This window comes from Duganella sp. P38 (genome assembly GCF_050859475.1).
Classification (GTDB): domain Bacteria; phylum Pseudomonadota; class Gammaproteobacteria; order Burkholderiales; family Burkholderiaceae_D; genus Rugamonas.
Genome location: NZ_CP193936.1, coordinates 4,683,309 through 4,696,386 on the forward strand (window position 1 = coordinate 4,683,309; position 13,078 = coordinate 4,696,386).

Sequence of the window (13,078 nt, forward strand, 5' to 3'; positions counted from 1 at the left end):
GGCGCGCTGTCAGGAACACAGCGCCTCCAATGCCGTCAGGCGGCGCGACGTTTCCTTGACCAGCGGGTTGCTCTGGTCCCAGGCATAGCCGGCCAGGATCGAGGCGATCATGCGCTTCACGTCCGGCTGCTTCTGTTGGTGGAAGATGATCTTCTGGAAGCCGCCGGCATACCACGACTCGACAAAGGCGCGGAAGGTGTCCACGCCCTTGCGCAGCGGGACGCCGTAATCGGCCTGCCAGTCGACCGTCTCGCCGGCGAACTGGCGTTGCAGCGCGGCCGCCGCCAGGCTGGCCGATTTGAAGGCAATGGTCACGCCGGACGAGAACACCGGATCGAGGAACTCGCCCGCATTGCCCAGCAGCGCGTAGCCCTGGCCCCACAACTTGTCGACGTTGGCCGAGTAGCCGACGATCTGGCGCGCCGGCGTGTCCCAGTTGGCGTTGGCCAGCAAGGCGTGCAGCGACGGTTCCTCCGCGAGGATGGCGCGCAGGCGCTCGGTCGGCGTGCCTGCGTAGCTGTCGAGGAAGCTGGTCTCCGCCACCACGCCCTGCGAGCAGCGGCCGCCGGCGAACGGAATGGTCCAGAACCAGACGTCGCAATGTTTCGGGTGCACGGTGACGCGGATCTTGTTGCGGTCAAAGCCGCCGTCGCGAATGCCGTCTTCGACGTGGGTGAAGATGGCGCCGCGCACCGGGAAATTGGACGGCGTTTCCAGCTTCAGCAAGCGTGGCAGGATGCGGCCAAAGCCGCTGGCGTCCAGAATGAAACCGGCGTCCACCAGGTACTGCCGGCCTTCCGGATCCTGGACGGTGACGCGCGCACCGCCGCCGGCGCCCTGCCCCAGCTCGATATTCAGTACCTCGTGACGGTAACGCACCTCGGCGCCAAAACGTTCCGCCTCCCTGGCCAGGATATGGTCGAAGTTCGCGCGCTGCACCTGGTAGGTGGTGCCCCAGCCAGCCGAGTGCTTGTCGCGAAAATCGAAATCGGTGTAGCAGCCGTCGCGCATGAAGGCGGCGCCGTTCTTGAACTGGAAGCCAGCTTCCACCACCGCTTGCAGCATGCCCGCCTGCTCCAGGTAGGCCATGCTTTGCGGCAGCAGGCTTTCGCCGATGGAGAAGCGCGGGAACTGTTCGCGCTCGATCACCAGCACCTGCCGGCCCTGCTGACGCAACAGGGCCGCAGCGACCGAGCCTGCCGGCCCGGCGCCAACGATCAGGATTTCAGCGGTTTCGATCTTCAATGCGTCACTCATGTCTGCTTTCTCGGTGAAGGGAGCCAAAACAAGGAACAATCAGCCAGACCAGCGCGGTCCCCAGCAGCATCGTCAGGCCGAACGCCTGCAGTGCCGGTGTTGAGCTCAGGCCCAGCAAGCCAAACGACAAAATCGTATTCGCGGCCGACATGCCGACCGCCAGCCACGGCGTGGCGTCGCGCCGGTCCGGGTGCTCCTGCATGAAGATGCCGTAATCGACGCCGACGCCGAGCAGCAGCATCAGCGCCAGCACGTGGAACAGTTGCAGGTTCTGCGCGGCGTAGCCGAGTATCGCCAGCGTCGCCACGCTGGCCAGCGCGGTCGGCGCCAGCACGCGCCAGGTACGGCCGCGATAGCGGCGGAACAGCAGGCCGAACACCACCAGGTAGGCCGCGCCCACCACCCAGCTCATATACGCGCGGTAGCGGCCCAGCACCGACGAAATCTCGGCCACCTTGTCGACCCACTGCACGCCGTCCAGCCCTTCGGCCGCCAGCAGCACCTGCGGTGCGGCCGCGCTGCTCAAGCCGCGCAGCGCCACGATGCTGGCGAACACCGGCTTGCCGTCGCCGCCACGCTCGCTGTCGCCCAGCCACAGGTGGCGCCAAGGCTCGCTGGCCGGCGATTGCAGGAAGGCGTCCAGCGTCAGCGGCGCGGCAGCTTGCAGCAGGCCGTCGCGGGTCGCGGCGATCCACCGCCCATCCTCGCCCGCCTGTTCGGCGACGCCTTTCAGCGGACCGTCGTCGCGCAGCAGTTTTTCTTCAATCAGCGCGCGGCGCGAAGCCTGCGCCTGCGCCGAGGGCACCCAGTTCGATATCGCCTGATAGCCGGACAGCCGCCTGGCAGCGATCAGCGAGTCCAGCCGGGCCTTCAAGAGCTCCTCGCGTTGCAGCACCATTTCGGCGGACTCGCCGCGCACCAGGAAGTACTGCACCGGCGTCGGCGCATCCAGCAGCTTGCTCAACTTGATCTGGTCATCGACCAGATGCTTGGGCGGGTTTTGCAGCAGGCGGATATCATCGTTGGCGCCCAGCCGGCTGATGCCGTAGCCGGCGGCCAGCATGAACACCCCGGCCGCAACCAGCGTGCCGCGATTGAGGCGCAGCAGCGGCCAGCGTTGCAGGGCCGCGCCATAGACGCGCACCAGACCGCCGCTTTTCAGCGAACGGCTGCCGATCAGCTGCGGGAACCAGAACACCACCGTCAGCCATGCGAACACCAGGCCGAGCGCCGAGAACACCGCCATCTGCCGCAGGCCGGGGAACGGCGTCAGGCCCAGGCCCATGTAGCCGATGACTGCCGCAAGCAGCGTCAGGCCAAGGCCCGGCAGCAGGCGTTTGAGCAGCGCCGGCGAATCGACCTTTTCATCGGCCGCCAGGCGGTTGCACAGGAAGTAGATGCCGTAGTCCTGCGCCACGCCGATCAGGCTAGCGCCGAAAACCAGCGTCATCAGGTGGATATGCCCGAACAGCATCCAGCACACCGACAGCGCGCCTAGGCAGCCGATGCCAATCGACAGCAGGATCAGCGAAATCGGCTTGAACGAATGGAAGGCGAACCACATCAGCAAGATGATGCCCAACAGCGAGCCGATGCCGATGGTCGACGCCTCGCCGCTGGCCTTGCCGCTGGCGCTGGCCGCGTGCAGGATCACGCCGGCCTGTATCAGTTCCACTTCCGGCGCCGCCTTGCGCGCGGCATCGCCGGCCTGTTGCAGCAGCGGCAGCACGGTGTCCTGCGCGGTCATCGACAACGCGGGCACTTTCAGCGTCATTGGCAGCAGCACATACTGGCGCTGGCCGTCGGCCACGAACAGGTGGCCATCGCGCGGGCGCACCGGGGTTTCCATCGCGCGCTCCTGCACCCAGCCGGCGAACAGGCCGAATGGGTCGTCCTGCCACGATCCGAGCTTAGGGCCGCCGAATGGGGCGTACAGCTTGGCCAGCGCTGTCTCCAGCCAGAATTGCGACGGCTGCTCGCGCAGTTGTGCTTCCTGCTGCGCCGTCAGCAAAGTCAGGCGATGCTGCTGGAACAGCGAGAGCCAGTCGTTCTGCGTCTGCTCGTTGACCGGCGTGGACGCGAAAACATCCTTGCGCGCCGCCAGCACGGCGCTGTAGGCGTCGGCGGCGCGCGTGGCGTCTTGCCAGTCTTCCGCGCCAACCAGCACGATCAGGCGCTGCTGCGCGGCGTCGACCATGTGGCTGAACGACGCCTGCAACACCGGGTCGCGCTCCTGCTTCGGCAGCAGCGCCATGATGTCGGTGTCCGGCATGATGCGCTTGATCGACCACAGATAGACGTTATGGCCGAGCAGCAGGCACACGGCCAGCAGCCAAAGCAGCGCGAGTTGTCTGGTGCGTGTCAAAACAGCGCCGCTTCTTCTTTGGTCATCGCGCCGTCGCCGGTCTGGATGGCGGAGAACACGATGCTGGTGCGGTCGCCGCTCGCCTCGTTCATGACGATCGATTTGACGTAGCTGCCGCCTTCCAGCCTGATGGTGCCGATGGCTTTTTCCAGTGCCGCCTGGCGCGGCTTCAGCGCCACGTTCCAGCTACCGCCATCCACGCTGCCGTCGCCTTCGAACAGCGAGTCAAGCTGGCCAAGGTCGCCGGCCAGCAGCGAGAACAGCACGTTGTTAATCACGCGCACCGTCGGTTCGGTCTTGGCATCCAGGCGCATCGCCACGCGGTCGCCCTGGTAGTTGACGATTTCGTCGCGCGTCAGGCGCAGCGTGCTTGGGAAAGGCTTGAGCGTGCGCCACAGGATGCCCTTGCCGGCCACCACGCAGAAACGGCCCTCGGCGGCCAGCGGCTTTTTCATGCCGGCCAGGTTCTTGGTCTGGTCGAAGCGGCCGCACATGACGGCGGGCTTGGCCAGCATGGCCTGGATCTTCGCGGCCGGAATGGCGGCGTGCACAGGGTTCAGCGCGGCCAGCATGGCCAGCGCCGATGCCCCCGCCGCGATAGCGTACTTAATTTTGTTCATGTGTGATTCCCAGTTTTTCAAACAGCACCGGCGGCGAGACGAAGCACATTTCCTTGGTGGCGATATCGACGGCGACCATGGTGGTCGTGGCGCGGTTCAGGCGCTTGCCGGTTTCGGCGTCGGTGATCAGGTAATCGATCTTCAAACGGTTTTCCCATTCGACGATATCGGCGCGCAGCTTGAGCTTCTGGCCGAAGACCGCCGAGCCTACATAGCGCAGCTGCATGTCGATCACGGGCCAGGCGTAGCCGGATTCCTTCATCTGCGGGTAGTTGTAGCCTATCTTGTCGAGCAAGGCGCAGCGCACCACTTCAAGATACTTGACGTAGCGGCCGTGCCAGACGATCTCCATCGGGTCCAGGTCGAAGAACTGCACCTGCATCTCGACTTCCGCGAACCAGCGGCTTTCCTTGGCTTTACGCATACAGCTCCCATGCCTGGCTGCGGATGCGCTGCAACAGCACGTGCAGGTCCGGTTCCAGTCGGCGGTCTTCCTCGACCGGCTTGATATCGGCCGCCAGCGCGTCCTGCATCGCCGCCAGCGCGGCATGCGGTTGCAGCTCCGGGCTGGCCTGCATGCGCAGCCACACGCCCTGGCGCACGGTGATCAGCAGCGCGGCAACAACCTGCTCGGTCAGTTCCAGCACACGCAGGCAGTCGCGCGCGGCGATGGTGCCCATGCTCACCTTGTCCTGATTGTGGCATTCGGTGGAGCGCGAGAACACGGAGGCCGGCATGGTCAGCTTCAATGCTTCCGCCGTCCACGCCGAGGCGCTGATCTGCAAGGCTTTCAGGCCGTGATTGATTGGCGCGCGCGCACCGGTGGCGCCGGACAGGTTGGCCGGCAGGCCGTGGTTGTAGCGGCTGTCGACCAGCAAGGCCATCTGGCGGTCCAGCAGGTCGGCCAGGTTGGCGACGGCGTTCTTCATGCCGTCCATGGCGAAGGCGATGTGGCCACCGTAGAAATGGCCGCCGTGCAGCACGCGTTCGTTGTCGGCGTCGATCAGCGGATTGTCGTTGGCGCTGTTCAGTTCATTTTCGATCGAGGTACGGAAGAACGGCATGGCGTCGGCCAGCACGCCGATGACGTGCGGCGCACAGCGGATCGAGTAGCGGTCCTGCAGGCGCTTGCCGTTGCGTTCCCAGGTGTCGGTTGGCAGGTCGCCGCGCAGCCATGCGGCCACCTGCTGCATGCCGCCATGCGGCTTGGCCGAGAACAGCACTTCGTCGAAGTGGTGCGCGTTGCCATCCATCGCAAACGAGGCCATGGCGGTGATGCGGGTGGTCAGCTTCACAAGATAGCCGGCGCGGTCATAGGCGAGGCAGGCCAGCGCGGTCATCACGGCGGTGCCGTTCATGATGGCCAAGCCCTCCTTCGGGCGCAGGCGCAGCGGCGTGATGCCGGCTTCCTGCAAGGCTTGCGCGGCCGACACCTGCTCGCCGTTGCGCCACACTTCGCGCTCGCCGCACAGCACCGCCGCCAGATAGGACAACGGCGTCAGGTCGCCGCTGGCGCCGACCGAGCCCTCGGATGGAATCAGCGGCAGCAGGCCGGCGTCCAGCAGGCGCGTAATCTGCAACAGCAGTTCGACGCTGACGCCGGAGTAGCCTTGCTCAGCGACGCCAGGCGCGCCGCCAGGATGGCGCGCGATTGCGCCGGCGTGAAGTATTCGCCCAGGCCGACGCCGTGGTAGGTGTACAGGTGGTGCGGCAGGTCCGCCACCAGTTCCGGCGGCACGGTAACGGTGCAGGAGTCGCCATAGCCGGTGGTGACGCCGTAGATGGTGCCGTCCTCGCGCAGCAGGCGTTCGAGGAAGTCGGCGCCGCGCGCGATGGCGGCGCGGAAGGCTGGATCGTCCGACAGCTCGGCGCTGGCGCGGCCCTGCGCGATATCGACGATGTCTTCGATGGCCAGGCGGTTGCGGTCGAAGCGCACGGTGCGCGTAGGCTGGTTAAGTTGGGCTATGTCAGCGAGATGCATCTGGGCGTTCCAATTGTGGTGAGTGCCAAAAATCGTAGTAATTAAACCATTGCAGCGGTGCGCGCAAGGTGTAGTGTTCCAGCCGTTGCGCGTAATCGGCGGCCAGTTCGTTGAAGGCTTCCTGGCGGCCCACGCGCGGGATGCGCACCGCTTCGCGGAAGCGTTCGAAATACACCGCCGCGCTGCGCCCTTCGCGGATGGAGAACAACAGGTAAAACCGGGCATTGCAGAATGTTGGCTAGCACGTACGGCCCAACCGGGAAGGCGGCCGGCGCGCCGATGAAGTCCGCCATCGCCACGCGTGGGTTGTGCGACACCGGCACGCGGTCGCCGGCGATGACGACGAATTCACCGCGCGCCACGCGCTCGGACAGCAGCATGGCGGTGGCGGGCGACATGTCGGTCACCTGCATCAAATTCATCTGACTGGCCGGATTGAGCTTGCCCAGCATGTCGTTGAAGGCTTGCGCGTGCTTGGTGTGCACCAGCACCGTGAGCTTGATGTCATGGCGCTGGCGCGACAGCACGCGGCACAGTTCCAGGTTGCCCAGGTGAGCACAGATCATCAAGCCGCCCTTGCCTGCGGCGACGGCGTCGGTAATCAGGTCGCCGCCATGCAGCTCGACGCTGTCGACCTTATACAGGCCGCCCCACAGCAGCATTTTATCGAGGATGCTTTCACCGAAGGCGGCAAAGTGGCGCAACACGCCGGGCAGCCTGCTTCCGGTATGGTCGCTGACGCGTTGCAGGTATTCCTGCGAGGCGCGGCGTGGCAGCGGCTTGGTCATCACGTACCAGCCGAGGATCGGGTACAGGAACAAGCGGAACGGCCAGCGACCGAAAACGCGGGCGATCCAGAACAGCAGCCGCATGCCAGCCACGAAGCTGATCTCGTTGATCGATGCCCAGTGCAGTCCGCGCGCGCTCATCGGGCTTGCCATTTTCGCGCCAGCAGTTTGGGGATGCGCGGCAGCATGCCGAAGAACAGCTTGGTGTGCATCCAGGAGATCATGACGTTGTCGCGCCAGACGCGGAAGTGCGAGACGCCGTCCGATGGATACGATACGCGCGTGCCAAGGTTGACCACTTGCAGCCCGCTCCAGAACAGGCGCACCAGAATATCAGTGTCGAAGTTCATGCGCTGACCGATGTTGCGACGCGCCGCCAGCGCGTTGACCGGTTCGACCGGATACACGCGGAAGCCGCACATGGAGTCCTTGATGTCGAACGACAGCGTGTTTATCCAGACCCAGATGTGGGTGGCGTAGCGGCCGTACAGGCGCGCTTTCGGGACCGACTCGTCGTAGATCGGGTAGCCGACGATGACGGCTTGCGGGTGCGCGGCGGCTTGCGCCAGGAAGGCCGGCACGTCGGCGGTCTGGTGCTGGCCGTCGGCGTCGATTTGCAGCACGTGGGTGTAGTCCAGTTGTCCGGCGCGGCGGAAGCCGGCCAGCACGGCGGCGCCCTTGCCGCCGTTTTGCGGCAGGCGTTCCAGCAGCACCGGCGGCTGATGCTGGCCGTACCTCTGCGTCAGCGCGTCCAGCGCGGCGGCGCAGGCGGCGCTGCTGCCGTCGTCTACCAGCATGATTGGCACGCCGTGTCGGAGCAGGCCCTCAACCACGGCGCCGATGGCGTGTTCGTGGTTGTAGACGGGGACGACGATGCACGGCTTAAACATCGGCGCCCTCCAGCATCACGCGGCCGCTGGCGTGCTGGCCGGCTGCGGACATGTAGCGGAAATTCAGGCTGCTCTTCGCGGTGTCGTGGATCAGTTCCACTTGCACCGGGACTTCCGGCTGGATCACCTGCTGGAACTTCAGCGCGTTGATGCCTTTGAAGTGCGTCGGCAGCGAGAAGTACTGGCGGCCGTAGTGCATGGCCCAATCGACTTGCACCACGCCCGGCAGGATGGGGGCGACGTCGAAGTGGCCATCGAAGTACAGCAACTCGGCGGGTGCGGTGATTTCCAGCAGTACGCGTGGCTGCGCGCCGTCCTCGTTTCGCTCCAGTTCCCGCACACGCGGGAAGCGCGGACGCTCCTGCGGCGTGTTCTCACGCCGCTCCGGCGCCGGCGTCGTGCCTGTCGCGGCGCCGGCAGCCGCCATGGGCACGGTCGCCGCGTCCGCCTGTATCTCGTGCGCCTGGCGCGCCGCATCCTCGGCTGGGCTATCGCCGCCATTCAGCAACGCCTGCAAGGCGGCGAGCGTGATCTTGCCTTGGGTGTTGACCGGCATTTGTTCGATGTAGCGCCAGCGGCGCGGCAGCGCGACTGCCTCCACCGTGGTCGCCAGCACGCCGCGCAGTTGGGTATTGAGCGCGTTCCTGCCCTGCTCTTCCAGCAGCGCGCGGCCGGCGGCAGTCGGCACGACCAGCGCTGCAAGGCGCTGACGTTCGCCGGCTACCGGCTCGCACAATATCACGCGTGCTTCAGCGGCGAGGCCGGAGGCCAGCAGCGCCGCCTCCATCGCAGTCAGCGAAATGCGCTTCTCTTCAATCTTGACGATGCGGTCCGCGCGGCCCAGCAGCAGGAAGCGCGGTGCGCCGCTATGCTGGACACGCGCGGCACGGTCGGCCAGCACCAGCCATTCATCATTCTCCAGATGCGGCGAGCGTACTTCAAGCGCGCTATCCTCGTCGCCGATGCGCCAGTCGACAGTCGGGAAAGGCAGCCACGAATCGTCGCCGCAGCGGCTGCGCTGGCGCCAGGCGATGCCGCCGGTTTCCGAGCTGCCGTACACCTCGATCGGTATTTCGCCCAGCAGGCTGCCGGTGGCAAACGCGGTTGCTTCCGGCAGCGGCCCACCGGACGAGAACACGCCGCGCACCATGCGCGCGGCGCAGCTCCAGTCCAGATGCTCGGGCAGGCGCTTGAGGTGCGCCGGACTGGCCACCAGCAGGCATGGCCCGGCTGCCATGGCCGGCGCCAGCTCCTCATGGAATGCGATGCTCTGCGCGTGAATGGCGCGCGCTGCGGTCAGTGGCCACAGCACCTTGAACAGCAACCCGTAGATATGCTGGTGCGACACCGTCGCCAGCACGGCGGCATTGCCGGCCGCGCGGCCGAACAGCTGTTCCAGCGTGGCGACTTCGCTGGCGATCTGCGACAGCTTTTGGGAATGGCCTGCGCCGCGCCGGTGCTGCCGGAGGTGAACACCACCAGCGCCGGCAGGTCGGCCGACAGCGTCTCACCCGGCGCGACATCCGCAGCGGGCCAAGCAGCGTCGGTGGCGCCAGCAGCCGGCCTCGCGCCTCCCCCGCCGCCAGCGGCTGCGGCTGTGATGGCGACGGCGAGAGTGGCGACAGCGATGCCGGAAACTGGCCGAGGAAGCCGTCGACCTGCGCGCGCAGCGAGGCGCATGTCGCCTCCAGCGTATCGGCGCTCAGCCAGACGGTTTTGCCGGCATGCCAGGCGCCCAGCAGCGCCGCGCCGAATTCGATGCTGTCGTCGAGGTACAGCGCAAAATTGCGGCCCGCCTGCGCCCGCAGCAGCACATGCCAGTCGCGCACGCGCGACAGGAACTGCGCATTGCTGACCGCCACACCGGCGCGCCAGCCAACCAGCCCATCGGCCGGCCGCGCCGCAATCGCGGCGACCAGATCTTCCATACGATCAGACATGATGCAAACGCTTGAAACGCAAGCGCACCAGATACTCGGCGCCGAACAATGCCGCCATCAGCACATACGAAATCACGCCGGTGTACAAAGACCACACGGCCTCCGACGCCCACAGCGCGGTGCCCAGCGCGATTGCGCCATTGAGCACAAAGAAACCGCACCACACCTGCGTCACCGTGCGCATATACGCCTGCGCCACCGGCGGAAAATCAGCGCCGCGCAAGCGCGCCATGCGCTCGACCGCCGACACCGGCGTGGTCAGGCTATAGCCGAAGCCCGCCAGCAGCGCCATGTTCACCAGCACCGGATACAGCTTCAAAGGCAGCAGCAGATTGCTCCAGATGGCGCATGCCACCAGCACCAGCGCGCCGGCCACCGACCAGCGGGCCACGCCGCTCAGCTTCAGCGCCGGCAGGCGCGTGGCTGCGGCCAGCAGCAGCAGGCCGGCCAGCCAGCGCGGCTCCACCTGCCCGTGCCCGAACCAGATCGCCAACGGATACAGCAGCGTAATGGCCGCCGTCAAAACAGTCATCGGCATCGTGCTTATGCTGCCTGCTCCGTCATGCCGGCCAGCGCATCGACCACGTCGCCGATGGTGCGGATGGTCTTGAACACTTCCGGCTGCAAACGCTTGCCGGTCAGCTGCTTCAGCTTCACCGCCAGGTCGACCGCATCGATGCTGTCGATATCGAGGTCGGTGTACAGGTTCGATTCGGCCGTGAGGTCGGCCTTGTCGAGTTCAAACATGTCGGCCAGCAGATCGACCACCCAGGTCTGCAGCTGCTCTTTATTCATTTCGCTCAAGTCAATCATGGACAATCCCTTACTTTTTTCTATGGCTTTCAATCATCGCCGCCAGCGCCTGCACCGAGGCGAAATGACGGCGGGTATCTTCCGAATCTGCGGACAGAGAGATCCCGTACTTCTTTTGCAGCGCCACGCCCAGTTCCAGCGCGTCGATCGAATCGAGGCCCAGGCCGTCGACAAACAGCGGCGCCGCGCTGTCGATATCATCCGGCGTGATGTCCTCCAGTTGCAGCACATCGATAATCAGTTCTTTGACTTCCTGTTCAAGCATGGCTTTGATACTTCCCCGTAAAATAATTTTGTAAAAACTCGGTCAACTGGCGCGCCGCCATCACTTCGCTGGCGCCGCCATCGATAAAGCGGCCAATCGCCAGGTCATCCTGCACATCGATGCGCATCAGCACGCGGCGCGGCGGCACGCGCCACCATTTTTCGCCCTTGCCCAGCGTGACCGGCTCGCAGCGGATCAGCACCGGCGTCATGTCGCGCGCGCCGCGCACCGCGATGTTGGCGGCGCCGCGCTTCATGCTGATGACGCCATTGCCCGGGGTGCGCGTCCCTTCCGGGAAGACGATCAGGTTGTTCCCGCGCTGGAGCGAAGCGATGCAGTCGTCCACCAGCTCCGCCCCGCCCTCATTGTTGATATAGCCGGCCGCGCGCACCGGACCGCGCGTGAACGGGTTATTCCACAACGCGCCCTTGACGATGCAATCGGCGTTCCTGACGAAGGCCATCAGGAACACGGTATCGATCAGCGTCGGATGGTTCGCCAGTATCAGCAAGCCGCCGCGCTCCAGCTTTTCCAGGCCGGTGATCTCGTAGCGCAGCACGCCCAGGGCGCGCATCAGGTCCACGTACGCGCGGAAGGCGCGCCGTATCACCTCGCGTGCCGCCGCCACGCGGCGCTGCGGCTGGCGCACCATCAGGTTCAGCAGCGGGAACACCACCAGGCGCATGAGCAGCCCGCCCACCCCAAACACCACAAAACTCAATCCCGTCGCCAACACCCGCCAATACAACGACACCCGCGCCAGCAGTGCCTCAAGCATCGCGGCTCCAGCACCAGCGCAGGCGGCCGTCGCAGCGCTCCATGCTGCGCGACCCGCTTTGGTGGAAGGCCGCCACCTGCAAGCCGCCCGGCTGGCCGCCTTGGGGCCCGTCGTCGCAGGTGCTCCAGTCCAGTGCAAGCGCTTCGCCATCGGCCTCAGTCATCAGCCAGGCCCACGCGAACGGCTGTTCTTCGCAGGCCTCGAACGGCTTGAATAACTGCGGCAGCGGGCAATCGCAGGCCACCAGCAGCACTGCCGGCGCGCCGTCGGCCAGCAGGCCGCAGGCTTCGATCACCGCGTGCTCGATGGTCGCCGCGCCGGCAGCCAGCGCGATGTGGTTGGCGCGGTCGCCGCGGGCGATGGTGAACAGGCCGGGGATGGCGTTGTGCACCGCCATGCCGAAAGCGGTCGGCGACAGCGCCTCGCCGTTGGCCAGGTCGGTCAGCAGTTCAACCGCGCGCGTGACGTCGCCATGGCGCGAGCAGAATACGGTGGGCACGCCGGCGCGGCCGTCGAGGCAGGCGTAAGCCACTTCCAGCGCCATCTTGCCGAGGAAGCCGGCGCGCCGGCGCAGCATCGGCGGCATCGCCTTCACGCCCGGCTCTTCGCCACGCACAATCGGATACGGCGCCTGCGCCCAGGCCGCCCAGGCATCATCGGAAGTCAGGCCCGGGGCCCATAGGGCATGCCGGGAAATGGAAAAGCGAACGCCAGGGGAGCGCATGGTAATGATTGATATCTAGAACTTGGAGAAAAAAGCAGCTGGCGTACTTTTCAAATTATAAACGAGCGACCTCGGCTGTATCAAAATAAATAGACCATAGGCAACTTTTTTATTGATATATCTCTAAAGTTGTGCACAACCGCGCACAAATTCTCTCTGAAACTCACACTTTTTGAGCAGGAAACGGCAATTATCGCGTCTGACGCGCCGATCGCACCGCGTATCGTGTGCGCGGTAAAATACGGTCTGGACTTCAAGGAATACTTATGATTAGCAAAGAAGAAATGGAAACGCTGTTCGCCGACATGAAAGCGAACGCGCCGTGGGACATCAGCAAGCCGCTGCTATGGGGCTACTTTTTCGCCGACGCCGACAAGGCCAAGCTGGAAGCCGCGCAGGCGCCGCTGAAGGCCAAGGGCTACCAGGTGGTCGGCATCTACGACTCCAAGCCCGAGGGCGACAATCCCGCGCTGTGGTGGCTGCACATTGAAAAAGTCGAGAAGCACACGGTCGACACGCTGCACGCGCGCAACCAGGAGTTCTACAAGTTCGCCGACGAACACCAGCTGGAATCCTACGACGGCATGGACGTCGGCCCCGCCGCCTGACCGGCGCGGCGCCCAATCGAACAGGCTGTCGCAGCCGTTTGGCCATATT

13 protein-coding genes and 2 pseudogenes are annotated in these 13,078 nt (G+C 65.4%); 1 reads left to right on the forward strand and 14 read right to left on the reverse strand.

Annotated elements, in window-relative coordinates; translation table 11 throughout:
- Positions 1–9 precede the first annotated feature (9 nt).
- The 14 genes and pseudogenes from ACRQ5J_RS21780 to ACRQ5J_RS21845 form a co-directional block, all read right to left on the reverse strand.
- A complete protein-coding gene (locus ACRQ5J_RS21780; protein ID WP_432379718.1) occupies positions 10–1,257 on the reverse strand; it encodes an NAD(P)/FAD-dependent oxidoreductase in 1,248 nt (415 codons plus the stop codon).
- Positions 1,250–3,622: an MMPL family transporter gene (locus ACRQ5J_RS21785; protein WP_432379720.1), complete on the reverse strand. Its 2,373-nt coding sequence runs from the start codon at positions 3,620–3,622 to the stop codon at positions 1,250–1,252. Before ACRQ5J_RS21785 ends, ACRQ5J_RS21780 begins: the two co-directional genes overlap by 8 nt.
- Positions 3,619–4,242 carry an outer membrane lipoprotein carrier protein LolA gene (locus tag ACRQ5J_RS21790; RefSeq protein ID WP_432379721.1) on the reverse strand — a complete coding sequence of 208 codons (624 nt, stop codon included), beginning with the start codon at positions 4,240–4,242 and terminating at the stop codon, positions 3,619–3,621. Before ACRQ5J_RS21790 ends, ACRQ5J_RS21785 begins: the two co-directional genes overlap by 4 nt.
- Positions 4,229–4,666: an acyl-CoA thioesterase gene (locus ACRQ5J_RS21795; protein WP_432379723.1), complete on the reverse strand. Its 438-nt coding sequence runs from the start codon at positions 4,664–4,666 to the stop codon at positions 4,229–4,231. Before ACRQ5J_RS21795 ends, ACRQ5J_RS21790 begins: the two co-directional genes overlap by 14 nt.
- Positions 4,659–6,223: pseudogene (locus ACRQ5J_RS21800) on the reverse strand (HAL/PAL/TAL family ammonia-lyase). Before ACRQ5J_RS21800 ends, ACRQ5J_RS21795 begins: the two are co-directional and overlap by 8 nt.
- Positions 6,210–7,152: pseudogene (locus ACRQ5J_RS21805) on the reverse strand (acyltransferase). Before ACRQ5J_RS21805 ends, ACRQ5J_RS21800 begins: the two co-directional pseudogenes overlap by 14 nt.
- Positions 7,149–7,901: a glycosyltransferase family 2 protein gene (locus ACRQ5J_RS21810; RefSeq protein WP_432379725.1), complete on the reverse strand. Its 753-nt coding sequence runs from the start codon at positions 7,899–7,901 to the stop codon at positions 7,149–7,151. Before ACRQ5J_RS21810 ends, ACRQ5J_RS21805 begins: the two are co-directional and overlap by 4 nt.
- Positions 7,894–9,261 carry a hypothetical protein gene (locus ACRQ5J_RS21815; RefSeq protein WP_432379727.1) on the reverse strand — a complete coding sequence of 456 codons (1,368 nt, stop codon included), beginning with the start codon at positions 9,259–9,261 and terminating at the stop codon, positions 7,894–7,896. Before ACRQ5J_RS21815 ends, ACRQ5J_RS21810 begins: the two co-directional genes overlap by 8 nt.
- A complete protein-coding gene (locus ACRQ5J_RS21820) occupies positions 9,155–9,841 on the reverse strand; it encodes a hypothetical protein (RefSeq protein WP_432379729.1) in 687 nt (228 codons plus the stop codon). Before ACRQ5J_RS21820 ends, ACRQ5J_RS21815 begins: the two co-directional genes overlap by 107 nt.
- Entirely contained in the window at positions 9,834–10,379 is a 546-nt protein-coding gene (locus tag ACRQ5J_RS21825) for a hypothetical protein (protein ID WP_432379731.1), read from the reverse strand. The genes ACRQ5J_RS21820 and ACRQ5J_RS21825 overlap by 8 nt, the downstream gene beginning before the upstream one ends.
- Positions 10,380–10,384: 5 nt before the next feature.
- The gene (locus ACRQ5J_RS21830; protein ID WP_432379733.1) at positions 10,385–10,654 is read right to left on the reverse strand and encodes an acyl carrier protein; all 270 of its coding nucleotides are present in this window, start codon (positions 10,652–10,654) and stop codon (positions 10,385–10,387) included.
- A 10-nt stretch (positions 10,655–10,664) separates the two neighbouring features.
- Positions 10,665–10,919: a phosphopantetheine-binding protein gene (locus ACRQ5J_RS21835; RefSeq protein ID WP_432379735.1), complete on the reverse strand. Its 255-nt coding sequence runs from the start codon at positions 10,917–10,919 to the stop codon at positions 10,665–10,667.
- The gene (locus ACRQ5J_RS21840; protein ID WP_432379737.1) at positions 10,912–11,697 is read right to left on the reverse strand and encodes a lysophospholipid acyltransferase family protein; all 786 of its coding nucleotides are present in this window, start codon (positions 11,695–11,697) and stop codon (positions 10,912–10,914) included. The genes ACRQ5J_RS21835 and ACRQ5J_RS21840 overlap by 8 nt, the downstream gene beginning before the upstream one ends.
- Positions 11,690–12,421: a beta-ketoacyl synthase chain length factor gene (locus tag ACRQ5J_RS21845; RefSeq protein WP_432379738.1), complete on the reverse strand. Its 732-nt coding sequence runs from the start codon at positions 12,419–12,421 to the stop codon at positions 11,690–11,692. The genes ACRQ5J_RS21840 and ACRQ5J_RS21845 overlap by 8 nt, the downstream gene beginning before the upstream one ends.
- A gap of 266 nt (positions 12,422–12,687) precedes the next feature.
- Between ACRQ5J_RS21845 and ACRQ5J_RS21850 the strand changes: the two genes are divergently transcribed.
- Entirely contained in the window at positions 12,688–13,029 is a 342-nt protein-coding gene (locus ACRQ5J_RS21850; RefSeq protein WP_432379740.1) for a ribonuclease E inhibitor RraB, read from the forward strand.
- Positions 13,030–13,078: the final 49 nt, after the last annotated feature.